Raw genomic sequence first — 22,993 nt, forward strand, 5'->3', positions numbered from 1 at the left:
GCCGTATTGCTGCGTACGGCTCCAGTCCTGGCTTGAGCGCCGGCGCAGAATGCGCTTATTTCACCTTCAAGCCATTCTTCACATCCGTCACGCCTTCCACGCCACGGGCCAGGTCGGCGGCTTTTTTCACTTGCGCCTGGGAAGGCACGAAGCCGCTGAGCATGACGACGCCGTTGACCGTTTCCACGTGTACGTCGAGCGCTTTCAAGTCATTGTCCTTGACGAGGTCAGCCTTGATTTTCGTCGTGATGACGGAGTCGGCCACGGCCGTCTTGGTGCTGCCGGCCGCGTTGCGCGTCACGCAGGCGGCCTTGGCGGTCGCATCCATGGCGTCGCAGTTTTCCTTCGTCGTGGCGGGCGGATTCTGCGCCACGTTGGTGCCATCCCTGGCGCCCGTGTTGGCGTCAGCCAGCGCGGCCGTTTTCGCCGCCTTGGCATCGTTCATGCACGTGGTTTTGTCGGCGCCCGTGCGGTCGCCGCACTTGGCCTTGGCCAGGTCATACTCGGCATTGGCGACGTCCTTGCGGGCCTTGCCCAGTTCGCGCGGCGTGTTGCGGTATTGCGCCACGGCGTCCGAATCGGCCTTGGCGCGCGCCACCTTGGCTTCTTCCACGCAGACTTTTTTCGCGTTGCCGCTGTGGCTGTCGCAGGCGGCCTTGGCCTGCTTGTAGTCGGCCGATGCCTTGTCCGTCAAACTCTTGTACGAGGCATCCTGCGCATACGCGGGCGCGGCGGCAAGCAGGGCACTGGCACTGGCGGCCAGCATGAGTGCGATCATTTTGTTCATGATGGTTCCTCTCTGGTTAGTTGATGCCCAGATTAGACCCCTGCCGCGCACAAAGCTCCGTGCGACAGCACACGCTGACAGTCCATTCACATAAAAATCAGCGTTTATTTGTCCCCGCTCAAGCCCTTCCGCCACAATACTTGCGCCTGTTCAAATATTGAAGCGGACTCATCAAATACACCGGCGCCATCGGCCAGCGCCAGCCATGCTTGCGTGGCGTGCGAACTGCCTACACCGCCGCTTGCGACTTCACCAGCCGCACGCACGCCGCGCATCCAGGCGAGCACATCCTGGTACTGCCCGGGATGGCGTCCATGCATCCAGGCCAGGGCCACCAGATCCGCATAGCCCTCTTCACGGCGCGTCTCGCGCAGCTCCTGCGCCAGCGGGGTCAATTTGCCTCGCTGCATGCTGCGCGGCTCGACAAAGCCGCGTGGCAAGGCATGCCAGTCGCCCTGCGCATAGCGCCGGCAGTGGCCGATCTCATGCGCCGTCATCGCTTCCATCATCAGGCCGTGGCGCGCGGCTGGCACGCCCTGCAAGATACTGTCCGCCTGCGCATTGCCGCGCAAGGACAGCACCAGCTTGCAGCGCCCTGCAGCGTAGCCCAGCGCCAGCGGCACGGCGCCGGGCGCATCCTGCGGCTGCACGATGATATCGATGGGCAAGCCCTGCCTGCGTGCGTACTCGATGACGGGTTGGCCCGCCTGCAGCCAGCGGGTTTCCAGATCAGTGATTTGGGCGGCGGCCACGGCGGGCAAGGCAAGGGACACACACAACAGCGAAAACAGTTTCAACATGGGATCGACGGGAAGAAAGGAAGATTTACCACTGCAGAGTAAGCGGTGAAAATATTTCCACAAGGAAAAACTGGCAACTTTTCATAAATAAAGACGAAAAAAAACCGACGCAGAATGCGCCGGTTTTTCACACTGATAATAATCAAGGTCAGCTTATTTCTTCGCCGCTTGCTCCAGCGCGCGGGCCGTGACGAATTCCGGACGGATATCGTTGGGTACAGCCTTCATCTTGTCGAGCGCCACTTGCACTTCAGGGCGGATCACCACGTACTTGGTCATCAGGTCTTTCGCGCGCGCATAGTCGCCCGTCGCCTCGATGGTCAGAAATTCACGGTCCAGGTCGATCACGGCCTGTTTGATCTTGCCAAAATCAACGCCGAACTTGCCATCGCCCAAGGACACAAACCCGCCCTTGTCGAGGATGTAATTCATCTGGATGGCCATGCCGCGCGCGTGCGAATCCGTCAGGCCGAAATGCAGGGTGCGGAAGCCGGAGGCGAGGAAAGTGTTGTACAGCTTGCGCTCGGCCGCGTCGCCCTGGCCCAGGGTATCGTTCAGTTGCCCCTTGTCCATCATGTAGCGCAGCGCGAACAGACCCGTGATGTCGGCCTTGGCTTCTTCGATGGTCGAATAGGCTTCCTTCAAGTCCTGGCGCGGCGTCGAAGGCTTGCCGTCGACGACGGTGGCGTGCGGGCCCAGGCCGTGCATGATTTCATGCGCGAGGATGTGCGTGAAGAAGGAATTGAAGTCGACGTCCTGCTGCGCTTCGGGCGTGAGCACCAGTTTCGAGATCGGCGTCAGGGTGGCCTTGAACTTGGCTTCCTGCACGTTTTTCAGCATGACGCGCTTGGAGCCGCGCGCGCTGATGATGCGCTCGTCGTTCGGCAAGTTGTAGGCAGCCGTCTGCACGGCCATGTTGCCGTCGCCGGCGCCATACACCTGGTTGACCACCACCATCGGCGCCAGCGCGCCCACTTTCGGGTTGCGGTACTGGGCCTCGAGCGGCAAGTTGTCTTCCAGTTCCTGCATGTGCTTGGCAAAGAAGTTCAGCTTTTGCGTTTCCGCCTGGTCGCGGATGTTCACGTAGGCCTCGAACGCGGCCTTGTAGCCGAACAGCTCGTCGTTATACGTTTCATACGGGCCGATGGTGATGTCGACGGGCGAATCGAGATCCATCCAGGCGAAGTCGGACGGCAGATAATCGTTGTCGAGGAAAGCCTTGGCGCGCAGGGTCAGAAATTTCTTCAACGACGCGTTGTCCGTGGCGGCGGCCGCCTCGTCGAGCAGCCTGGCCAGCTGTTTCAGCTCCACCTTGTACTCATCCGAGTACTTGACGGTCTGGTACTTGCCATCCTTGCCAGCGCGAATCGTCGTGAAGAACCATTGCGCCTGCTGCTTGTCGTCCGCCGGCAAGCCATTCATCCACGTTTCCAGGCTGGCCTTGGTGGCGCCCTGCGGATAGAAATTGCCCGCTTCCGGCTTGTGCGCGGGAATGGCGATACCGGCATAGCTGGCCGGCATGAACGAGGCGTGGGCGTCGAGCACCGACCATGGTCCCTTGTTGATCCAGAAATAATTCAAACGGGCCTGGCCCAGCTTTGATTTGTCCTTCTTCAATGCGGCCCACAGCGCTTCGTTACCGGACCAGCGCTGGCGCAACTGCAGCACGTCGACCAGCTTGGCCGCTTCGACCAGCTTGGCGATGGCCTGGCGATCGCCCGCGGACAGGTGCGTGACATCGGCAGTCAGCGCGACGGGCGCATAGCGGGCGCTCATGCTGGTCAATTGTTGCGCCGTAGCGGGGGCGGCTGGCGTTGCGGCGCAAGCGCTGCCGACGGCGGCGGCCATCAGCAGGGGAATCAGGATGTTTTTCATGGGGCCTCGGTGTATGGTTCACAGCAAGAAAGCGCCCCGCGCTGTTACTGCGCGTCCGCTTCCTTGTTCAGCCTGCGATTGTCCCACCTGCCCCCATGGCATGGCAAGCGGCTTACCAGACCTTGTACACCTGCCCCGTCTGCGCCCCTTCCACGCTGCGGCTGTAAGCCAGCGCCACTCTGCTGGCGGCGGCCGGCTCGAAGCCATAGAAGAACGGACCATATGCTTCCAGCGATTCGGCCAGCACCGTCGGGCTGACGACATTGATGCGCACGCCGCGCTGCAACTCGATGGCGGCGCCCCGCACGAAACCTTCCACGGCCGCGTTGGTCATGCTGGCGGCCGCGCCGAAGCGGATAGGCTGGTCGGCCACGATGCCGCTGGTGAGGGTGATCGAGCCGCCGTCGTTCAGGTATTCCTGCGCCACCAGCGCCACGTTGACCTGGCCCATCAGTTTGCTGTCCAGGCCCAGCTGGAATTGCTCGGGCGTGAAATCGGCCAGGGGGCCGAAATGCAGCTTGCCGGCCGTGACGACGACGGCGTCGACCTTGCCGATGCGCTTGAACAGGGCGCGCACTTGCGCGATGTCGCCCATGTCGGCCTGGTGCGTGCCGCTGCGGCTGCCCACTTCGATGATTTCATGGCGTTGCGCCAGTTGTGCGGTGACGGCCTTGCCGATGGTGCCGCTGGCGCCAATGATGACGATTTTCATGCTGCTTCCTTGTATGGGTTGAACGATGCAGCCAGTATGCGCCGCTTACAAAAAGGAATAAATACGCTAGAATTTACAAGATTACCAACTCAGAGTTTGCAATCAAGGCGCCATGGATAAATTGCGCAGCATGGAAATCTTTGTGTCCGTCGTCGACCAGGGCAGTTTCACGGCGGCCGCCGACACCTTCCGCATCTCGCCCGTGATGGTGGGCAAGCACATCAAACAGCTGGAAGAGCGGCTGGGTGCGCGGCTGCTGGCGCGCACGACGCGCCGGCAAAGCCTGACGGAAATCGGCCAGCAGTATGTGGAACAGTGCCGCCAGATCCTGGCCAGCATCCATGCGGCCGAACGGGGCGCGGAAGCCATGCGCACGGCACCGCGCGGCAAGCTGAAGATCACGGCGCCCGTGTCCTTCGGCAGCGAATGCATCGCGCCGCTGATGGCCGAGTATCTGACGGCCTATCCGGACGTGAGCCTGGAACTCAATTTGAATGACAGGATGGTGGATCTGGTGGAGGAAGGATTCGATGCGGCCATCCGCATCGGCAAGCTGGAAGATTCCGGCATGGTGGCGCGGCCCTTGCGGCCGTATGCGATGGTGATCTGCGCCTCGCCCGCCTACCTGGCAAAGCACGGCACGCCGCGCACGCCGGACGACCTGGCGTGGCACGAATGCGTGGATTTCATGCAGTGGTCGCGCCACATGCGCTGGCGTTTGAGCGGCAAGGAAGCGCGCCACGATGGCGCTGCGGCCGAGAGCCGCTTCCGCTCGAACAATGGGCAGGCGCTGCGCATGGCAGCCCTGCACGGCTTCGGCATCGTCATGCAGGCGGAGATTTTACTGGCCGACGATATCGCGGCGGGAAGACTAGTTCCGCTATTGACCGATTACGTGCCGGCGCCGCGCCTGATGCATGTGCTGTATCCGCGCGACCGCCAGCCCACGCCCAAGCTGACGACCTTCATCGATTTTCTGCTGGAACGCTACGGGCCGGCGGCGACACCGCCACCGGCCACGCTCACGTAATCGTCGTGCCTAGTTCACCTTCGCGGCTGGCGCGGATGCCAGCTTGGCCAGCTCGCCATCCGGCTGCCAACCTGCCCCCAAAGAGCGCGCCACGGCGACCGTCGCCAGCAAGCGCTGCGTCTTGATCTGCGCGGCGGCGCGGTCCGCGGCCAGTGAGCTGCGCTGCGCATCCGTCACGTCGAGGTAGGTCGAGATGCCGCGCTCGTAGCGCGTGCGCGCCACCAGGTAGGCGCGCGCCGCCGCTGCTTGCGACAAAGCTTGCGCGTCGCCCTGCAACTGGCGCTGCTCCACGTCGGACAAGGCATCTTCCACTTCGCGCAAGGCCGTCAAGAGCTTCGTTTCGTGGTTCGCCACGGCTTCCGCATAGCGCGCCTTGGACAGGTCAAGATTGGCCTGGTTGCGGCCGCCGTCGAAGATCGGCAGGGACAGGGCCAGCGGACCAAAGCTGAACTGGCGCGAGCCGCCCTGCGCCAGGTCGCGCAGCTTTTCCGAGGCGTAGCCGAAATTGCCCGTCAGTTGCAGCGTCGGATAAAACGCGCCTTCAGCCACGCCCACTTGCGCATTCGCCGCGCGCAGGCCCGCCACGCTGGAGACCAGGTCCGGGCGGTGCGCCAGCAGGCTGGCGGGCAGGCCGACGGGAATGGCGGGCGGCAGCGGTAATGCCGACGGCTCGGCGGCCACCGGCAATTGCAGCGCCGATGGCGGCTTGCCCGTCAGGGTGGCCAGGCTGTTTTCCAGCTGGTTGCGCTGGCGCTTGACTTCATGCAGGTCGGCCTGTGCGTTCGACAGTTCGACTTTCGCGCGCGCCAGGTCCAGCTCATTCGTCAAGCCCGCGTTGAAGCGCGCCTCGACCAGCTGGGCCGACTCGCGGCGCGTGTCCAAAGCGCCATTCAGGATCGCCATTTCCGCATCGAGGCCGCGCAGTTGCCAGTAATTGCTGGCCACTTGCGACGACAGCATCAACAGCACGCCATCGCGGTCGGCCTGCGCCGCCAGGGCTTGCGAGTCGGCCGCTTCGACCATCCGTTTTACACGGCCCAGCAAGTCGACTTCATACGACAGCGAGCCGCCCACGGAGAAGTTATTGCCGCTGATGGAGCGGTTGCCCAGGGCCAGGCCCTGCGAAGTGTTGGCCGAAGTGCGCGAGTTCGAGACACCCGTGCTGACGTTGACGCTCGGGCCCTGGTTGGCGCGCGCCGTGCCGCTTTGCGCCAGCGCCTGCAGCAGACGCTCGCCGGCCGCCTTCACGCCGGGATTGTCCTGCAGCGCGCTTTGCTCGAGGCGGTTCAGGGTGGCGTCGCCGTAGATGCTCCACCACTCCTTGGGCAGCTGGGCGGCGTCCGCCGTGGATGCGCCGTGGCGGAAGGTGTCGCTGCCGGCGACGTTCGCCGGAGCGGTGAAATCCTGGCCCACGGTGCCGCAGGCGGAGAGCGCCACGGCAAGGGAAGCGGCCAGCGCGATTTTCGTCAATACTGTTTGCATGATGATTACCTTCTTGTTCTTGAGGTGCTGCACGTGCGGGCTGTGCGCGGTCAATGACCGCCGCCACCGCCACCGGGAGCTTTGAGTTTGTCGGCCAGCCACAGGGGCACGATGCAGGCCAGCAGGATGGCGCCGATCAGGAAGAAGCCATCGTTGTAGGCCATCACATACGCTTCGCGGCGCACGATGCCGTCGATCGCCTGCAAGGCCTGGTTGCCGGCCGTGACGGCGTCATAGCCCTTGGCCATGAACGACGACGTCAGCTGGTCGATGCGCAGCTGCGTGGCGCTGGAATAGGCATTGATCGCTTCACCCAGGCGCTGCGAATGGAAATGCTCGCGGGTGCTCAGGGCCGTGGCCAGCAGGGCGATACCGATCGAGCCACCGAGGTTGCGCGTCATGTTGAACAGGCTCGAAGCGGACGCCATGTCCTTCGGTGCGATGCCCTTCATGGCGAAGTTCGACAGGGTCAGCATGACAAAGGGCTGGCCCAGCGCACGCACCACCTGCGACCACAGCAGCTGGTCGTAGCCGGTGGACGCGTCCATGTAGGCATTCATCATGCACGAGCCGCCAAACAGCAGCAGGCCGATCGAACACAGGATGCGGTTGTCTACCGTCGACGACAGCTTGGCGACGAATGGCATGATGAACAGCTGCGGCAGGCCCACCCACATGATGACTTCACCGATCTGCATCGGCGAGTAGCCGGCGATCTGACCCAGGAACAGGGGCAGCAAGAAGGCCGAGCCATACAGGCCCATGCCCGTCACGGCCGACAGCACGGTAGCCACTAAAAAATTGCGCTGGCCGTACAGGCCCAGGTTGACGAACGGTTCGGCGCGCGTGGCGCTGGTGACGACCCAGCCCAGGATGCCCGTCAGGGCCAGCGCGGCGAAGGTGATGATGAAGCCCGAGTCGAACCAGTCCTTCGAATTGCCCTCTTCCAGGAAGATGGTCAGGCAGCCCAGGCCCAAGGCCATGAAGAAGATGCCCAGCCAGTCGGCTTTCCAGAACAATTTGAGCTGCAGCGGCTCCTTGTCCAGACCATAGATCATGCCGACGATCAGCAGCACGCCCGGCACCCAGTTGATGTAGAAGATCGATGGCCAGCCATACAGCTCGGAGAGGTAGCCGCCCAGGGTCGGGCCCATGGCCGGCGCCAGGGTGGCCGTCAAGCCGAAGATGGCCATGCCGACGGCCCGCTTCGATGGCGGCAGCTTGAGCATCACCAGGGTGAACGCCATCGGGATCAGCGCGCCGCCGGTGAAGCCCTGCAGCATGCGGAAGACGATCATGCTTTCCAGGTTCCAGGCCGCGCCGCACAGGGTGGAGAACAGCAGGAAGAAAGCGGTGGTGCCGATCATGTAGGTGCGCAGTCCGAACACGCGCGCCAGCAGCGCGGTGAGCGGGATGACGATAATTTCCGCCACCAGGTAGGCCGTGGAAATCCACGAGCCCTCTTCCTGGGTGGCCGACAGCGAGCCAAGGATGTCCTTGAGCGATGAATTCGTGATCTGGATGTCGAGCACCGCCATGAAGGCGCCCAGCATGCCGGCGGCGACCGCCAGCCAGGTGCGCCCGGAGACTTTCTCGTCGATCACGGGAAACGCTGGCGGCTTCGCCAGCGTGGTGGAAGGGCTGCTCATGGAAGCTTAGCGCGTGGTGGTCTGGGCGACGGGAGCAGCTGGCGCGGCGGCGTGGCGCGCGGCCGGCTGCGTTTCAGGCTGATTCACTTCCACTTCGGCGATCACCGACATGCCCGGCACCAGGCGGCCATTCATGGCCTTGATGTCTTCCGGCTGGAAGACGATTTTCACGGGTACGCGCTGGACGATCTTGGTGAAGTTGCCGGTGGCGTTATCGGCCGGCAGCAGGGCGAACTGCGCGCCCGAGGCAGGCGCGAAGCTGTCCACGGTACCCACCAGTTTCTTGCCCGGCATGGCGTCGATGGTCACGTGCACGCTCTGGCCGCGGTGCAGGTCGGCCAATTGGGTTTCCTTGAAGTTGGCGGTGACCCAGACGTTGTCCTGCACGATGGCCGTCAATTGCTGGCCAGGCTGCACGCGCATGCCCGTTTCCACGTTGCGCTTGCCGATGCGGCCGGCGACAGGGGCCAGGATGCGGTTGTATTGCAGCTGCTGTTCCGCGTCCTTCAATTGCACGCGCAATACAGCCACTTGTGCCTTGGCCACGTCGCGCGCAGCTTGCGCCGCGCCGATCTGCGCCTTGGCGGCCGAAGCGCTGTCGCGGCGGGCGGCCAGGTCGGCCACGGCGCTCGAGCGGGCCGCATTGGCCGCGTCGAGTTCCGCTTTCGAGACGGCTTTCATCTGGCTCGTGTAGAGCTGGCCATAACGGTCCGCATCCTGTTTTGCGCGCAGCAATTGCGCATCGGCTTGCGCCACTTGCGCCTGGGCGCCGCTCGCTTGCGCCTGCACTTGCGCGATCTGCGCGTCCGCTTGCAGCACTTGCTGCTCGGCGCTGGCGATCTGCGCGGCAATTTGCTCGGTTTTCACGCGCTGGTCGAACGGGTCGAGTTCGGCGATCACGTCGCCCTCTTTCACCATTTGATTGTCGTCAATGAAGACCTTGGTGACGACGCCGGAAATGCGCGCCGAGACGGGATGCACGTGACCAGCCACATAAGCGTTTTCCGTTTCCACGAAATAGTGGCTGCGGTACCACATGCGGGCGCCGGCGCCCAGGGCAACCAGGACGATCAGGCCGGCGATGATTTTCACGCGATTGTTAGGTGGTGCGGAGCTGGCCGAAGCGGCGGGCGCGGAAGGTGCGGCAGGGGCCGCGGGTGGGACGGCACTCAGCACCTTGTGCTCTGCTTGGCCTGGCTGGTTGGACATACTTGCTCCGGAAATGAAATGATGTATGTTCATTATTGGGCAAAGAAAAGCCAAAGTCAAGAAATGAAACGATTGCATTTCATTTTAATTTGCACTACAGTGTGAGCCATCACTTACCTTCCACCTTATAAAGAGACCCAGACCATGTCCGATCCCGGCCTCAGCGATAACTTGCCTACCGATACAGAATCCGACGACGCCGTCCAGGAGCTTTCCTGCTGCGGCAAGCCAGCCGGCCGCCCGCGCGCGGCCGATATGGAAGCGCGCATGGAAAACCTGCTGCACACGGCCGGCTGCCTGTTTCTGGAAAAGGGGTATGGAAAGGTCAGTCTGGAAATGATCGCCCGCGAAGCCCATGTGGCCGTGCGCACGATTTATGTGAAGTTTGGCGGCAAGTCCGGCTTGTTCAATGCCGTGGTGGAATTGCGCCGCGCCTCTTACTTCTCGACCATGCCGGCGCTGGAAACGGATATGCGGCCCCTGCCCACCATCCTGGGCGAGTTCGGCCTGCTGTTCGTCCAGCTCGTCACCATGCCGGCGGCGATTCGCCTCAATCGCATGGTGGTGGCCGAAGCGGCCACGCACCCGGAACTGGCGGAAACGTTTTACAAGGTGGGACCGGGACAGACGCGCGAGATGCTGACGAGGTTTTTCAGCCGCCCCGACATCGCGCCCCTGTTTCGCGCGGAATTGACACCGTCCATGCTGGCGCTGCACCTGCTCAATTGCCTGCTGGGCGACCAGATGTCGCGCCTGCTGTTTCCGCCACAGGCGCAACCGGATGTGGCGCAATTGCGCGCCAAGGTGGCGGTCAGTCTCGACCTGTTCCTGCACGGCACCCTGCGCCAGCCGCTGGCGGCCTGACGCGGAACGGTTGGCCGGGGAAATCAGCCAGGACGGCTGCAACTCTCCGGCACCGCCGCTGCCGCGCGTTCATCGCTCAAGCCCAGCGCGCGCAGGAAAGGCTGGGCCGCTGACGCGCCATCAAGACTGAGTGAAGACTCACTTCCATCGTAGCGGTCCGGGCCATAGCGCATCAGGTCGAACGAGGTTTCAAAGCGCTGCGCCAGGAAATACGTGCGGAAGTAATCGAAGGAAAACGCCACCTGGCCATCATCCCGCAGCAGCAAGCCCTGCGCATACAAGGGCGCCAGCCAATCCCCGGCCGCCATGCTCCAGCCCTTCACGCCACAATAGTCGCTGGCAAAGCGCTCCAGCTCCGCCTCGCTGAGGAAGACGGTCTTGGCTTCGAACATCACGAACGCCAGCTCGATCAGGAATTCGCGCGCATCGGCAGCCACGCCTGCGTTTACGCGCTGCTGCGCGCCCGCCTTGCCCAGCAAGCCGTCGAGATAATCGCGCTCGACTGCCAGCTGCGGCAGCAAGGTGGCAAACACATACTCGGCATCCACCTGCCCCGTTTCCTGACCATTCGGCGTGTACAGCACCGACAGGGCGAAGTGCTTGCTCACGTCATCGAACTCGCGCAGGGACACCGTCCACTGCGTGCCCGCCGCGCCGCCATCGGCCGCGGCCTCGCCTGTACCGAACTCGAGCACGGCAAACGCCGCCATCTGTCCTTGCGCACTGTACAGGCTGCCCGGATTGCTCTTGAACAGGATGCCCAGCGACTTCATCAGCGAACTGGCGTCGCCCGTATGCTGGTGGCCATGAAACACGGCGTGGATATTCTTGTAGTGCGCGCGCTGCTCGGCACTGGCGTGCTCGTCGGCGGAGAAAAAGCTGAAACCGGCATTGCCCAGCGCCGCAGCCGCGACACCCTGCGCGCGGCTGCCCGGCACCAGGTAGAAGCGCGCGCCAGGCAAGCTGGCCGCCTGCAGCAGGGGGCGCAGGAAGTATTCGTAGACATACACGGGCGTCGTGCCGGCACAGGCGTCGAGCGCCACCAGCTGGCCCGTAAAGAAAATCGCATCGATCTTCTTGCCCGCCGCCAGGATAGCGGCCACGTCCTGGTACAAGGCATGCAGCATCACGGCTTGCTCTTGCTCATCGGCCCGGCGCAAACGGACATCGGCAATATGAAGGGCGGTAAATTTTTTCATCGTTGCAAAACTCTTTCAGTACAGCGGAATTTGACCGAACCCCACGCTGGCAACATTCCTGGAAAAATCACACGCTTCTATTGAAGCAGAACATGGTGACAGACCTCCATTCTGCCACTTTTTCCACACGGCAATACTCACCAATGTTCACATGGGATGGATCTGCCACAAGCCATCTGCGGTTTACGCTGCCCAGATCAAGGGATAAAAAAAAACCCGCAATATCGCTTGCGGGTTTTTGAGTGTGCCTACTGGCGGCTAAACCATCAACGTTTGCGCGGCGGCGGCAAGTCCGTGCACACGCCTAATTCGGCGCGCTTTTGCAAACCTGCCGATCGACTCGCCCAGGGTCGGGTGCGGGTGGATGGTCTTGCCGATGTCGGTGCCGTCGCAGCCCATTTCGATGGCCAGCGCGATTTCGCCGCTTCATCGTTCACCTGTCGCCCGCGTGCGTGCCGGCAATCGTTGGATAGTAAAAAACCCCACAATCGCTTGCGGGGTTTTTAGTGTTACGACACAGCGCTACAACATCAGCGCTTGCGCGGTGGAGGCAAGTCCGTGCACACGCCTTCGTACACTTCGGCGGCCATACCAATCGACTCGCCCAGGGTCGGGTGCGGGTGGATGGTCTTGCCGATGTCGGTGCCGTCGCAGCCCATTTCGATGGCCAGCGCGATTTCACCAATCATGTCGCCCGCATGCGTGCCGACGATGGTGCCGCCGATGATGCGGTGCGTTTCCGCATCGAACAGCAGCTTGGTGAAGCCTTCGGCGCGGCCATTGGCCACGGCGCGGCCGGAAGCTGCCCAAGGGAAGTGGCCCTTCTCGACCTTGATGCCCTTGGCTTTTGCTTCGTCTTCCGTGATGCCGGCCCATGCCACTTCCGGATCCGTGTAGGCGACCGATGGGATCACCTTGACGTCGAAGTGCGACTTCTGGCCAGATGCCGCTTCGGCAGCCACGTGGGCTTCATGCACGGCCTTGTGCGCCAGCATCGGCTGGCCCACCAGGTCGCCGATGGCGAAGATGTTCGGCACGTTGGTGCGCATCTGGCTGTCGACGTTGATGAAACCGCGATCCGTCACTTGCACGCCCGCCTTGTCGGCGGCCAGCTTCTTGCCGTTCGGGCTGCGGCCCACGGCCACCAATACCAGATCGTAGATCTGTGGCGCCGGCGCCGTGGCACCTGCTTCAGCCGCTTCAAACGTGACCTTGATGCCTTCCGGCAGAGCCTCGACGGCCACCGTCTTGGTCTTGGTCATGATGTTGTCGAAGCGCTTCTCGTTGAACTTCTGCCACACCTTGACGGCGTCGCGGTCCGCGCCCTGCATCAGGCCATCCATCATTTCGACCACGTCGATGCGCGCACCGAAGGTCGAATAAACAGTCGCCATTTCCAGGCCGATGATGCCGCCGCCGATGACCAGCATGCGTTTCGGGATCTGGCGCAATTCCAGCGCGCCCGTCGAATCGACGATGCGCGGGTCTTCCGGCACGAATGGCAGCTTCACCACGGACGAACCGGCGGCGATGATGGCTTGCTTGAACTGCACGACTTTTTTCGAGCCGTCGCCTGCCGTCACTTCGATGTGGTTCGCGGAGAGGAACTGGCCCACGCCCGTGACGACTTGCGTCTTGCGCGCCTTGGCCATGCCAGCCAGGCCGCCCGTCATGTTCGAGATAACGCCTTCCTTGTACTTGCGTACCTGGTCGATGTCGATGGTCGGCTTGGCAAACGTCACGCCCGTGTTGGACATGTGCGCCGTTTCATCGATCACGGAAGCGACGTGCAGCAGCGCCTTCGACGGGATACAGCCCACGTTCAGGCACACACCGCCCAAGGTCGCATAGCGCTCGACGATGACCGTCGACATGCCCAGGTCGGCCGCGCGGAACGCCGCCGAATAGCCGCCAGGACCGCCGCCCAGCACCATCATGTCGACGTCGATGTCGACGTCGATGTCGACCTGGCCGCTGTAATTGCCGGCCGGGATGGCGGCAACGGCTGCAGCTGGTGCCGCCGCTGCAGGAGCCGGTGCTGCTGCTGGTGCGGGAGCGGCCGCCGGTGCGGCTGCGGGAGCTGCAGCACCGTCAAGCGCCTCCACCACCAGCAGCGCGCTGCCTTCGGCGATCTTGTCGCCGACCTTGACTTTGACTTCCTTGACGATGCCCGCGTGGGTCGACGGAATCTCCATACTGGCCTTGTCCGATTCGACCGTGATCAGGGACTGGTCCACCTTGATGGTGTCGCCGACCTTGACCATCAGTTCGATGACTTCGACTTCCTTGAAGTCGCCGATATTCGGTACTTTTACCTCTACTGTGCTCATCAATCGCTCCTTACAGCAGAATTTTGCGCATGTCGGCCAGGACTTCGCCGAGGTACACGGAGAATCGCGCGCCCATCGCGCCATCGACCACGCGGTGGTCGTAGGACAGCGAAGTGCCCATCATCAAACGTGGCTGGAAGGCCTTGCCATCCCATACCGGCTTGATCGAGGCTTTCGACAGACCCAAAATGGCCACTTCCGGCGCATTGACGATAGGCGTGAAGTGCGTGCCGCCAATGCCGCCCAGGGACGAAATGGTGAAGCTGGCGCCCTGCATGTCGGCCGGTTTCAGCTTGCCTTCGCGCGCCTGCAAGGAGAGTTCCGTCATTTCGCGGGCGATCTGCGACACCGACTTCTGGTCCGCGCCCTTGATCACGGGGACCACCAGGCCGTTCGGCGTGTCGGCAGCGAAGCCGATGTTGTAGTACTGCTTGAGGATCAGGTTTTCGCCCTTGGCGTCGAGGGAAGCGTTAAACGCGGGGAATTTCTTCAGCGCGGCGACGGACGCCTTGATGACGAAAGCCAGCATGGTCAGCTTGGCCGCATCCTTGTTCTTCGCATTGGCCGCGTTGGTGTCGACGCGGAACGCTTCCAGGTCCGTCACGTCCGCTTCGTCGAACTGCGTGACGTGCGGGATCATGACCCAGTTGCGGTGCAGGTTAGGACCCGAGATTTTCTTGATGCGCGACAGCGGCAGCAATTCGGTCGTGCCGAATTTGCTGAAGTCCAGCGACGGCCATGGCAGCAGATCCAGGCCCACGCCCGAACCGGCCTTGGCGACCGGCGCGTTTGGCGCGGCGACAGCGCCCGACATCACGCCCTTGACGAAGTTCTGCACGTCTTCCTGGGTGATGCGGCCTTTCGGACCGGAACCGCCCACGCGGCTCAGGTCCACGCCCAGTTCGCGCGCGAACTTGCGGATCGATGGCGACGCGTGCGCCAGCTTGCCGTTGGCGGCAGGTGCGGCGGCAGGAGCCGGGGCTGCAGCAGGTGCTGCGGCAGGCACGGGCGCCGAAGCGACGGCGGCGGCTGGTGCGGCGGCGGCTTGCGCTGGCGCAGCAGCGGCTGCAGGTGCAGCAGCGCCACCCGTCGTTTCGACGACCAGCACCAGCGAACCCTTGGCAACCTTGTCACCGACCTTGACTTTCAATTCCTTGACGATACCCGCGTGGCTCGATGGGATTTCCATGCTCGCCTTGTCCGATTCGACCGTCAGCAGCGACTGGTCGACCTTGATGCTGTCGCCGACCTTGACCATCAGTTCGATGACTTCGACTTCCTTGAAGTCTCCGATATCGGGCACGGTCACTTCGACCAGGGCTGGCGCGCCGGATGGGGCGGCAGGTGCTGGCGCGGCGGCAGGTGCGGCTTCAGCAGCCGGTGCAGGGGCGGCAGCGGCAGGCGCAGGCGCCGATACCGGGACCGACGCGTCGTCCGCCACTTCCAGCAGCAGTACCAGCGAACCTTCGGCGATCTTGTCGCCCACGTTGACTTTCAATTCCTTGACGACACCGGCGTGGCTCGATGGAATTTCCATGCTGGCCTTGTCCGATTCGACCGTGATCAGGGACTGGTCAACCTTGACCGTATCGCCTGGCTTGACCATCAGTTCAATGATCTCGACTTCCTTGAAATCGCCGATATCCGGGACTTTGACTTCCACAATGCTCATAGCTTGCTCCGTTATTTTATTTGTCAGATGGACCCGCACACACGCCAGGGCGGCGCTTTCGCACCGCCCTGGCATCATCGGGTCCGCACAACGATTACTGGGTCACCGGATTCGGTTTGTTCGCGTCGATGCCATACTTGGCGATCGCCTGCTCCACCACCGACACGTCGATCTTGCCTTCGTCAGCCAGCGATTTGAGCGCGGCCACGGTGACATAATAACGGTTCACTTCGAAGAACTCGCGCAGCTTGGCGCGGCTGTCCGAGCGGCCAAAGCCATCGGTACCGAGCACTTTATAAGTGCGGCCCTTCGGCATGAAGGCGCGGATCTGTTCTGCAAACGCGCGCATGTAGTCGGTCGTGGCGACGATCGGGCCGTCCGTGTCCTGCATCAGCGACGTCACGTAAGGCACGCGCTGCTCTTTCGACGGGTTGACCATGTTCCAGCGTTCCGCATCCTGGCCATCGCGGGCCACCAGGGTCAGCGACGGCGCCGACCACACGTCCGCGGCCACGCCCCAGTCGTTTTGCAACAGTTCGGCGGCGAAGATCGATTCACGCAGGATGGTGCCGCAACCGATCAGCTGTACGCGCAGCTTGGCGTCAGCCTGGCCTTCCTGCAGTTTGTACATGCCTTTCAGGATGCCTTCTTCCTGGCCTGGCTTGATGCCTGGCTGGGCATAGTTCTCGTTCATGATCGTGATGTAGTAGAACACATCTTCCTGGTTGGCGATCATGCGGCGCAGGCCGTCCTGGATGATGACGGCGACTTCATGGCTGAAGGTCGGATCGTACGGCATGCAGGTCGGGATGGTCGCGGCAAAGATATGGCTGTGGCCATCTTCGTGCTGCAAGCCTTCGCCGTTCAGGGTCGTGCGGCCAGCCGTGCCGCCCATCAGGAAGCCACGGGCGCGCATGTCGGCCGAAGCCCATACCTGGTCGCCGATGCGCTGGAAGCCGAACATCGAGTAGAAGGTGTAGAACGGGATCATGATGCGGTCGTTGGTCGAATACGACGTCGCCGCGGCGATCCACGAGCTCATGCCGCCCGCTTCGTTGATGCCCTCTTGCAGGATCTGGCCAGCCTTGTCTTCGCGGTAGTACATGACCTGGTCTTTGTCGACCGGCTCGTACAACTGGCCTTTCGGGTTGTAGATGCCGATCTGGCGGAACAGGCCTTCCATGCCGAAGGTACGCGATTCATCGACCAAAATAGGCACGACGCGCTGGCCCAGGTTCGGGTCTTTCAGCAGGGTCGAGATCACACGCACGAACGCTTGCGTGGTCGAGATTTCACGGCCTTCAGGCGTCGCTTCCAGCACGTTTTTAAAGGCGTCCAGGCCAGGCACCGGCAGGGTTTCTTCCGACTTCTGGCGGCGCTGCGGCAGGTAGCCACCGAGGGCCTTGCGGCGCTCGTGCAGGTAGACCATTTCCGGCGCGTCGTCGGCTGGCTTGAAGAACGGGATGTCGGCCAGCTTGTCGTCAGGGATAGGCAGCGAGAAGCGGTCGCGCATTTCGCGGATGGCTTCGTCGTCGAGTTTTTTCGTCTGGTGCGCCGTGTTGCGCGCTTCGCCGGACTTGCCCATGCCGTAACCTTTGATGGTTTTCACCAGCAGGACGGTCGGCTGGCCCTTGTGTTCCTGGGCGATCTTGAATGCCGCGTAAATCTTGTGCGGATCGTGACCGCCACGGGTCAGGCGCCAGATGTCGTCGTCCGTCATGTTGGCAACCATTTCCAGCAGCTTCGGATGCTTGCCGAAGAAGTGCTTGCGCACGTAGGCGCCATCCTTGGCCTTGTAGTTCTGGTATTCGCCGTCGACGGTTTCCATCATCACGCGCTGCAGGATGCCTTCCTTGTCTTGCGCCAGCAGGGCATCCCAGCCCGGACCCCAGATGACCTTGACGACGTTCCAGCCGGCGCCACGGAATTCGCCTTCCAGTTCCTGGATGATCTTGGTGTTGCCGCGCACAGGGCCGTCCAGGCGCTGCAGGTTGCAGTTGACCACGATGACCAGGTTGTCGAGCATGTCGCGTGCGGCCAAGCCGATCGCGCCCAGCGATTCCGGCTCGTCCATCTCGCCATCGCCGCAGAAGGCCCAGATCTTGCGGTTGTCGGTTTTCGCGATGCCGCGCGCGTGCAGGTACTTCAGGAAGCGCGCCTGGTAGATCGCCATGTGCGGGCCCAGGCCCATCGACACGGTCGGGAACTGCCAGAAGTCTGGCATCAATTTAGGATGCGGGTACGAGGACAGGCCCTTGCCGTCGACTTCCTTGCGGAAGTTCAGCATTTGCTCTTCCGTCAGGCGGCCTTCGAGGAAGGCGCGCGCGTAGACGCCGGGCGAGGAGTGGCCCTGGATGTACAGCAGGTCGCCGCCGTGGTCGGCCGTAGGCGCGTGCCAGAAATGGTTGAAACCGATGCCCAGCATGTTCGCCAGCGAAGCGAACGAGGACAAGTGGCCGCCCAGATCGCCGTCGGCGCGGTTGGCCTTGACAACCATGGCCATGGCGTTCCAGCGCATCCACGAACGCAGGCGCTCTTCGTATTCCAGGTTGCCGGGACAGTGTGCTTCTTGTTTGGTGGGGATGGTATTGACGTAGGCGGTGGTGCTGGAGAACGGGATCTGGGCGCCGCGGCGGCGAGCCAGGTCAACCATGCGCTCCATCAGGTAATGCGCGCGTTCCGGACCTTCATTTTCCAGAACGGCTTCGAGCGCGTCCAGCCACTCCTTGGTTTCCTGCATATCCGGGTCGGTGCCGATCTGTGTCGTTACCTGGTTCAGTTGAGCTGACATCTGTTGAGTCTCCTTTGTGAACGCCCCACCCCGATTTTCCGGATCGCTGTCGGACGGTATTTCGCTGATTATTTACTATTAAGTCGGTTTAGTGTGGGGATTCTAACAGCGTATTTACTATTTTTCAAATTACGATATAGCATTTCATATTATGAAATTACCCTATGAAATTTATGCTGCACTGCCGCAAATTCTGCCCGGAAATTAGCGTGATCAAAGTGCCAAAAACGGCGCCAAAAACCCACAGGCCCTTGCGCTCCCTACGCCACCAGCACACCAGCAAAACGCATTGACGCCCCAGTCGCCCGCCCAGGCGCCTCGGGCCAAGCGGGCCTGAAAAATGTCGAGGGCAAGGCGCGGCGACGCAGACAGTACGCCAGTACGGCAAGGAGCTGCAACGCCGCCATCGGCATTTTCTCAGGCCCGCGTCTCCGGCCCGCTTTTTAACGTTACGGCATTGGCGCCAAAAACGCCCCTTTGCACCGCCCGGCTTTATAATCTGTCTTTTCCCTCCCACACAGCCTCCTACCATGCCAGCACAACTGATCGACGGAATCGCCCTCTCCCAACAACTGCGCAGCGAGATCGCCACGCGCGCCGCCGCCCTCACGGCCAAGGGCACCCAGCCCGGCCTGGCCGTGATACTCGTCGGCGAAGACCCGGCCAGCCAGGTATATGTCCGCAACAAGGTCAAGGCGTGCGGCGACGTGGGTTTCCACTCGGTGCTGGAAAAATATGAAGCGGACCTGTCCGAAGCGGACTTGCTGGCACGCATCGCCAGCCTGAACGCGGATCCCGCCATCCACGGCATCCTCGTGCAAATGCCCTTGCCCAAGCACATCAACCCGCACAAGGTCATCGAAGCGATCGCCACGACGAAAGACGTAGATGGCTATTCCGTCCTGAGCGCCGGCGAACTGATGACGGGCTTGCCCGGCTTCCGCCCGTGCACGCCGTATGGCTGCATGAAACTGATCGAAAGCACGGGCGTGGACTTGCGCGGCAAGCACGCCGTCGTCATCGGCCGCAGCAACACGGTCGGCAAGCCGATGGCCCTGCTGCTCTTGCAAGCGAACGCTACCGTCACCATCTGCCATAGCGCGACCCCGGACCTGGGCCTGTACACGCGCCAGGCAGACGTGGTCGTGGCCGCCGTCGGCCGCCGCAACACCCTGACGGCCGACATGGTCAAGCCGGGCGCCATCGTCATCGACGTGGGCATGAACCGCGACGATGAAGGCAAGCTGTGCGGCGACGTGGATTTTGCTGGCGTGAAAGAAGTCGCGTCCCACATCACCCCCGTACCGGGTGGCGTGGGTCCGATGACGATTACGATGCTTCTCATGAACACGGTAGAGGCCGCCGAGCGCATTTAAGAATCACCGGGGCGGCATGACCGCCCTGTTATATATGGAACTGACGATGAACACCAATCCCCTGCTTGATTTTTCCGGCCTGCCACGTTTCGACGCGATCACGCACGAGCATGTCACGCCTGCCATCGATACCCTCCTGGCCCAGGCGCGCGCCACGGTGGCGCAGCTGGAAGCGCCCATGGAAGAAGTGAGCTGGGAAAACTTCGTCGCGCCCCAGGACCAGATCGCCGAAACCCTGGGCCGCGCCTGGAGCATCGTCAACCACTTGAATAGCGTGGTCGATACGCCCGAGCTGCGCGCCGCCTACAATGCGAACCAGCCCAAGGTGACGGAATTCTGGACCGAACTGGGCCAGAACGAAATCCTCTTCGGCAAATACAAGCAATTGCAGGCACGCGCCGATTTCGCCAGCCTGTCGCCGGCGCGCCGCCGCATCGTCGACAACGCCGTGCGCGACTTCCGCCTCGGTGGCGCCGAGTTGCCCGAGGACAAGAAAGAGCGCTTTGGCGCCATCCAGGAAGAACACGCGGCCGTCTCGACGCGTTTTTCCGAAAACGTGCTCGACGCCACCAATGACTACAAATTGCTGGTCGATAGCGAAGCTGACCTGGCCTGCCTGCCTGACGACGTGAAGGCCGCCGCGCGCGCCGCCGCCGAAAAGGCAGGCAAGCAAGGGTACGAATTCTCGCTGCACTTCCCATCCTACTACCCGATCCTGCAATTTGCCGACAATCGCGCGCTGCGCGAAACCATCTACCGCGCCAACGCCACCAAGGCGTCGGACCAGGGCGACGTCTTCAGCAAGAAAGAGGAGTGGGACAACACGCACAACATCGTCACCTTGTTGCGGCTGCGCAACGAAGAGGCGCAACTGCTGGGCTACGCCAATTTCGCCGAAGTGTCACTCGTCTCCAAAATGGCCACCTCGCCCGCGCAAGTCATCACTTTCCTGGAAGACCTGGCCCAACGCGCGCGTCCGTTCGCCGAGAAGGACCTGGCAGAACTGAAACAGTTCGCCAAGGAAGAACTCGGCATCGCCGAGCTGCAGGCGTGGGACGTGCCCTATGCCTCCGAAAAGCTGCAGGAACGCCGCTATGCGTTCTCGGCCCAGGAAGTCAAACAGTATTTCCCTGAACACAAGGTGATCGACGGCCTGTTCCGCCAGATCCAGAACCTGTTCAACGTCGAGATCAAGCCCGATACGGCGCCCGTGTGGCACAAGGACGTGCGCTTCTACCGCATCGAACGCGACGGCAAGCTGGTGGGCCAGTTCTACCTGGACCTGTATGCGCGCGCGGGCAAGAGCGGCGGCGCCTGGATGGACGACGCGCGCGGCCGCCGTGCCGACGCACAGCACGTGCAAACGCCGATCGCCTACCTGACCTGCAATTTCACGGAACCGGCCGTGGTCGACGGCAAGGCTCAGCCTGCCCTGTTCACCCATGATGAAGTCATCACCCTGTTCCACGAATTCGGCCACGGCCTGCACCATATGCTCACCGTCGTCGACGAGCTGGGCGTGTCGGGCATTTCCGGCGTCGAATGGGATGCCGTGGAACTGCCATCGCAATTCATGGAAAACTTCTGCTGGGAATGGGAAGTGCTCGAACACATGACGGCGCACGCCGTCACGGGCGAGCCGCTGCCGCGCGCGCTGTACGACAAGATGCTGGCCGCCAAGAATTTCCAGTCCGGCCTGCAAACCCTGCGCCAGGTGGAGTTCTCCCTGCTCGACATGCATTTGCACTATGACTACGACGCCAGCACGGGCCAAAGCGTGCAGCAGCTGATCGACGGCGTGCGCGCCCAGTTTTCGCTGCTCATCCCGCCCCCGTTCAACCGCTTCCAGAATGCCTTCGGGCACATCTTCGCCGGCGGCTACGCGGCTGGCTACTACAGCTACAAGTGGGCCGAGGTGCTGTCCGCCGACGCGTATGCAGCTTTCGAGGAAGCCAAGGCGCTGGGGCCGGCCGCCACCACGGCAGCAGGCAAGCGTTACCTGCAAGAAATCCTGTCCGTCGGCGGCTCGCGCCCGGCGCTGGAATCGTTCACGGCCTTCCGTGGACGCGAACCGTCGATCGACGCCCTGCTGCGCCACAGCGGCATGGCCGCTTGATCGCCATGAGCCGCGTCGATTTTCACAGCAACGTGCCGGACAAGCTGGCCTACGCCTGCCGTCTGGCGCGCAAGGCCTATATGGCTGGCAACAAGGTCGTCGTGCTGGTGGATGGCAGCGCCCAGCTCGAGGCCTTGAACAGCGCCATGTGGACCATTTCCGCCACGGATTTCCTGCCCCACGTGCTGGCCGGCGACCCGCTGGCGGCGCAAACGCCGATCATCCTGACCGATGACGAAGCGGCCGAGCTGCCGCACCACGACATCCTCGTCAACCTGTCGCAGTTGCCGCCGGCCAATTACGCGCAGTTCCAGCGCGTCTTCGAGATCGTTTCCATGGAGGAGCAAGATGCGCAGGCGGGCCGCCAGCGCTTCCTGCACTACCGCCAGCAAAACGTACAGCCGACCCACTTCGTGGCAGGGAAGACATGAGCCAGCAGCCATTCGACCAGGGCATCCCCCTGCTGACGGAGGTGCTGCTGGGGCCGGAGGTATCTCCTTCCATGCCAGCAGAGCCAGTTATCGAGACAGCGCCGGCGTTGGCGCCAATGGTGGCGCAGCCCGACTGGGACGCCATCGAACAGCGGCTGACGCAGCGCATCCTGCATCAGGTGCAAGGCAAGATCGACCATCTGCTGGAAGAGCGCATTGCCCACGTGCTGCAGATGGCCCTGCAAAACGCTCTGATCGGCATGCGGGGAGCCTTGCGCGAAGACTTGCAGCAGTCGCTGGAACAGATCGTGGCGCATGCGGTCAGTCACGAATTAGGACACCTGCATCCTCCCGCACAGTAACTGCACGTCTGTCGGTGGCACCATTTCACCCACCGGCAAAAATCTGGGGTCAGACCCGACGGGTCTGACCCCGGCATTTACGCCTTTGGGGTAAATGACCATAAATGTATTTTCGCCCTACACCCTTCCCCCTCCCAACGCCATTCTTTGGTGCGCTCGCGCCTGCGAAATCGGTGCATCGCGCCTCACTTTGGTGATTGTTGCGACAAAATGTAAAAAGCCCGAAATGCGGCTTTGCGCCGCCTGTTTTTTGTTGTACCTTTCTCCACACGTACCGCCCCTCGAAGCGGTTTTCACGAGACGCCGCC

General features: G+C 62.5%; 18 protein-coding genes. 7 read left to right on the forward strand and 11 right to left on the reverse strand.

Going from position 1 to position 22,993, the window contains the following annotated elements; all coding sequences use genetic code 11:
• Nucleotides 1-55: 55 nt before the first annotated feature.
• The 4 genes from P9875_RS24500 to P9875_RS24515 all read right to left on the reverse strand — a co-directional run bounded on the left by P9875_RS24500 (nt 56) and on the right by P9875_RS24515 (nt 4,174).
• Entirely contained in the window at nt 56-787 is a 732-nt protein-coding gene (locus tag P9875_RS24500; RefSeq protein WP_278316832.1) for a BON domain-containing protein, read from the reverse strand.
• Between the two features lie 104 nt (nt 788-891).
• On the reverse strand, nt 892-1,587 hold the full coding sequence (locus tag P9875_RS24505; RefSeq protein WP_278316833.1) for a hypothetical protein: 696 nt from the start codon (nt 1,585-1,587) through the stop codon (nt 892-894).
• A gap of 153 nt (nt 1,588-1,740) precedes the next feature.
• A complete protein-coding gene (locus P9875_RS24510; protein ID WP_278316834.1) occupies nt 1,741-3,462 on the reverse strand; it encodes a dipeptidyl-peptidase 3 family protein in 1,722 nt (573 codons plus the stop codon).
• A gap of 112 nt (nt 3,463-3,574) precedes the next feature.
• Nucleotides 3,575-4,174, reverse strand: coding sequence for a short chain dehydrogenase (locus tag P9875_RS24515; RefSeq protein ID WP_278316835.1), 600 nt, complete (start codon nt 4,172-4,174; stop codon nt 3,575-3,577).
• 112 nt (nt 4,175-4,286) lie between these two features.
• Between P9875_RS24515 and P9875_RS24520 the strand changes: the two genes are divergently transcribed.
• On the forward strand, nt 4,287-5,204 hold the full coding sequence (locus P9875_RS24520) for a LysR family transcriptional regulator (RefSeq protein WP_278316836.1): 918 nt from the start codon (nt 4,287-4,289) through the stop codon (nt 5,202-5,204).
• Nucleotides 5,205-5,213: 9 nt separating this feature from the next.
• Here the strand turns inward: P9875_RS24520 and P9875_RS24525 are convergent, their stop codons facing one another.
• Genes P9875_RS24525 through P9875_RS24535 form a run of 3 tightly spaced genes read right to left on the reverse strand, consistent with a single transcriptional unit; the run spans nt 5,214 to nt 9,544 of the window.
• A complete protein-coding gene (locus P9875_RS24525) occupies nt 5,214-6,686 on the reverse strand; it encodes an efflux transporter outer membrane subunit (protein WP_278316837.1) in 1,473 nt (490 codons plus the stop codon).
• A gap of 50 nt (nt 6,687-6,736) precedes the next feature.
• Entirely contained in the window at nt 6,737-8,335 is a 1,599-nt protein-coding gene (locus P9875_RS24530; RefSeq protein ID WP_176387968.1) for a DHA2 family efflux MFS transporter permease subunit, read from the reverse strand.
• A gap of 6 nt (nt 8,336-8,341) precedes the next feature.
• The gene (locus P9875_RS24535; RefSeq protein ID WP_278316838.1) at nt 8,342-9,544 is read right to left on the reverse strand and encodes an HlyD family secretion protein; all 1,203 of its coding nucleotides are present in this window, start codon (nt 9,542-9,544) and stop codon (nt 8,342-8,344) included.
• A 144-nt stretch (nt 9,545-9,688) separates the two neighbouring features.
• Here P9875_RS24535 and P9875_RS24540 point away from each other — a divergent pair, with 144 nt between their 5' ends.
• On the forward strand, nt 9,689-10,408 hold the full coding sequence (locus P9875_RS24540) for a TetR/AcrR family transcriptional regulator (protein WP_278316839.1): 720 nt from the start codon (nt 9,689-9,691) through the stop codon (nt 10,406-10,408).
• A 23-nt stretch (nt 10,409-10,431) separates the two neighbouring features.
• Here P9875_RS24540 and P9875_RS24545 read toward each other — a convergent pair whose 3' ends face one another.
• Nucleotides 10,432-11,607, reverse strand: a complete 1,176-nt coding sequence (locus P9875_RS24545) for a hypothetical protein (RefSeq protein ID WP_278316840.1) — start codon at nt 11,605-11,607, stop codon at nt 10,432-10,434.
• Nucleotides 11,608-11,763: 156 nt separating this feature from the next.
• Here P9875_RS24545 and P9875_RS24550 point away from each other — a divergent pair, with 156 nt between their 5' ends.
• Complete coding sequence (locus tag P9875_RS24550) at nt 11,764-12,114, forward strand: hypothetical protein (RefSeq protein WP_278316841.1); 351 nt, start codon at nt 11,764-11,766, stop codon at nt 12,112-12,114.
• A 23-nt stretch (nt 12,115-12,137) separates the two neighbouring features.
• On the opposite strand, the gene lpdA is transcribed toward P9875_RS24550, so the two are convergent.
• The 3 genes from lpdA to aceE form a co-directional block, all read right to left on the reverse strand.
• The gene (gene lpdA, locus P9875_RS24555; protein WP_278316842.1) at nt 12,138-13,937 is read right to left on the reverse strand and encodes a dihydrolipoyl dehydrogenase; all 1,800 of its coding nucleotides are present in this window, start codon (nt 13,935-13,937) and stop codon (nt 12,138-12,140) included.
• A 10-nt stretch (nt 13,938-13,947) separates the two neighbouring features.
• Entirely contained in the window at nt 13,948-15,609 is a 1,662-nt protein-coding gene (aceF, locus tag P9875_RS24560) for a dihydrolipoyllysine-residue acetyltransferase (RefSeq protein WP_278316843.1), read from the reverse strand.
• A 94-nt stretch (nt 15,610-15,703) separates the two neighbouring features.
• Entirely contained in the window at nt 15,704-18,400 is a 2,697-nt protein-coding gene (gene aceE / locus P9875_RS24565; RefSeq protein WP_101482508.1) for a pyruvate dehydrogenase (acetyl-transferring), homodimeric type, read from the reverse strand.
• 530 nt (nt 18,401-18,930) lie between these two features.
• Between aceE and folD the strand changes: the two genes are divergently transcribed.
• Genes folD through P9875_RS24585 form a run of 4 tightly spaced genes read left to right on the forward strand, consistent with a single transcriptional unit; the run spans nt 18,931 to nt 22,685 of the window.
• Nucleotides 18,931-19,776 (forward strand): bifunctional methylenetetrahydrofolate dehydrogenase/methenyltetrahydrofolate cyclohydrolase FolD, encoded by an 846-nt coding sequence (gene folD, locus P9875_RS24570; RefSeq protein ID WP_099402915.1) that lies wholly within the window; start codon nt 18,931-18,933, stop codon nt 19,774-19,776.
• A gap of 16 nt (nt 19,777-19,792) precedes the next feature.
• Entirely contained in the window at nt 19,793-21,892 is a 2,100-nt protein-coding gene (locus tag P9875_RS24575) for a M3 family metallopeptidase (RefSeq protein WP_423221802.1), read from the forward strand.
• A 5-nt stretch (nt 21,893-21,897) separates the two neighbouring features.
• Complete coding sequence (locus tag P9875_RS24580) at nt 21,898-22,323, forward strand: DNA polymerase III subunit chi (protein ID WP_278316844.1); 426 nt, start codon at nt 21,898-21,900, stop codon at nt 22,321-22,323.
• Nucleotides 22,320-22,685 carry a hypothetical protein gene (locus P9875_RS24585; RefSeq protein ID WP_278316845.1) on the forward strand — a complete coding sequence of 122 codons (366 nt, stop codon included), beginning with the start codon at nt 22,320-22,322 and terminating at the stop codon, nt 22,683-22,685. The genes P9875_RS24580 and P9875_RS24585 overlap by 4 nt, the downstream gene beginning before the upstream one ends.
• Nucleotides 22,686-22,993: the final 308 nt, after the last annotated feature.

The sequence above is a fragment of the Janthinobacterium rivuli genome (assembly GCF_029690045.1).
Lineage (GTDB): Bacteria > Pseudomonadota > Gammaproteobacteria > Burkholderiales > Burkholderiaceae_D > Janthinobacterium > Janthinobacterium rivuli.

Excerpts from the sequence above, each read along its gene's own strand:
- P9875_RS24500 (WP_278316832.1), bottom strand. The coding sequence starts at position 787 with ATGAACAAAATGATCGCACTCATGCTGGCCGCCAGTGCCAGTGCCCTG.
- P9875_RS24505 (WP_278316833.1), bottom strand. The coding sequence starts at position 1,587 with ATGTTGAAACTGTTTTCGCTGTTGTGTGTGTCCCTTGCCTTGCCCGCC.
- P9875_RS24510 (WP_278316834.1), bottom strand. The coding sequence starts at position 3,462 with ATGAAAAACATCCTGATTCCCCTGCTGATGGCCGCCGCCGTCGGCAGC.
- P9875_RS24515 (WP_278316835.1), bottom strand. The coding sequence starts at position 4,174 with ATGAAAATCGTCATCATTGGCGCCAGCGGCACCATCGGCAAGGCCGTC.
- P9875_RS24520 (WP_278316836.1), top strand. The coding sequence starts at position 4,287 with ATGGATAAATTGCGCAGCATGGAAATCTTTGTGTCCGTCGTCGACCAG.
- P9875_RS24525 (WP_278316837.1), bottom strand. The coding sequence starts at position 6,686 with ATGCAAACAGTATTGACGAAAATCGCGCTGGCCGCTTCCCTTGCCGTG.
- P9875_RS24530 (WP_176387968.1), bottom strand. The coding sequence starts at position 8,335 with ATGAGCAGCCCTTCCACCACGCTGGCGAAGCCGCCAGCGTTTCCCGTG.
- P9875_RS24535 (WP_278316838.1), bottom strand. The coding sequence starts at position 9,544 with ATGTCCAACCAGCCAGGCCAAGCAGAGCACAAGGTGCTGAGTGCCGTC.
- P9875_RS24540 (WP_278316839.1), top strand. The coding sequence starts at position 9,689 with ATGTCCGATCCCGGCCTCAGCGATAACTTGCCTACCGATACAGAATCC.
- P9875_RS24545 (WP_278316840.1), bottom strand. The coding sequence starts at position 11,607 with ATGAAAAAATTTACCGCCCTTCATATTGCCGATGTCCGTTTGCGCCGG.
- P9875_RS24550 (WP_278316841.1), top strand. The coding sequence starts at position 11,764 with ATGGATCTGCCACAAGCCATCTGCGGTTTACGCTGCCCAGATCAAGGG.
- lpdA (WP_278316842.1), bottom strand. The coding sequence starts at position 13,937 with ATGAGCACAGTAGAGGTAAAAGTACCGAATATCGGCGACTTCAAGGAA.
- aceF (WP_278316843.1), bottom strand. The coding sequence starts at position 15,609 with ATGAGCATTGTGGAAGTCAAAGTCCCGGATATCGGCGATTTCAAGGAA.
- aceE (WP_101482508.1), bottom strand. The coding sequence starts at position 18,400 with ATGTCAGCTCAACTGAACCAGGTAACGACACAGATCGGCACCGACCCG.
- folD (WP_099402915.1), top strand. The coding sequence starts at position 18,931 with ATGCCAGCACAACTGATCGACGGAATCGCCCTCTCCCAACAACTGCGC.
- P9875_RS24575 (WP_423221802.1), top strand. The coding sequence starts at position 19,793 with ATGACCGCCCTGTTATATATGGAACTGACGATGAACACCAATCCCCTG.
- P9875_RS24580 (WP_278316844.1), top strand. The coding sequence starts at position 21,898 with ATGAGCCGCGTCGATTTTCACAGCAACGTGCCGGACAAGCTGGCCTAC.
- P9875_RS24585 (WP_278316845.1), top strand. The coding sequence starts at position 22,320 with ATGAGCCAGCAGCCATTCGACCAGGGCATCCCCCTGCTGACGGAGGTG.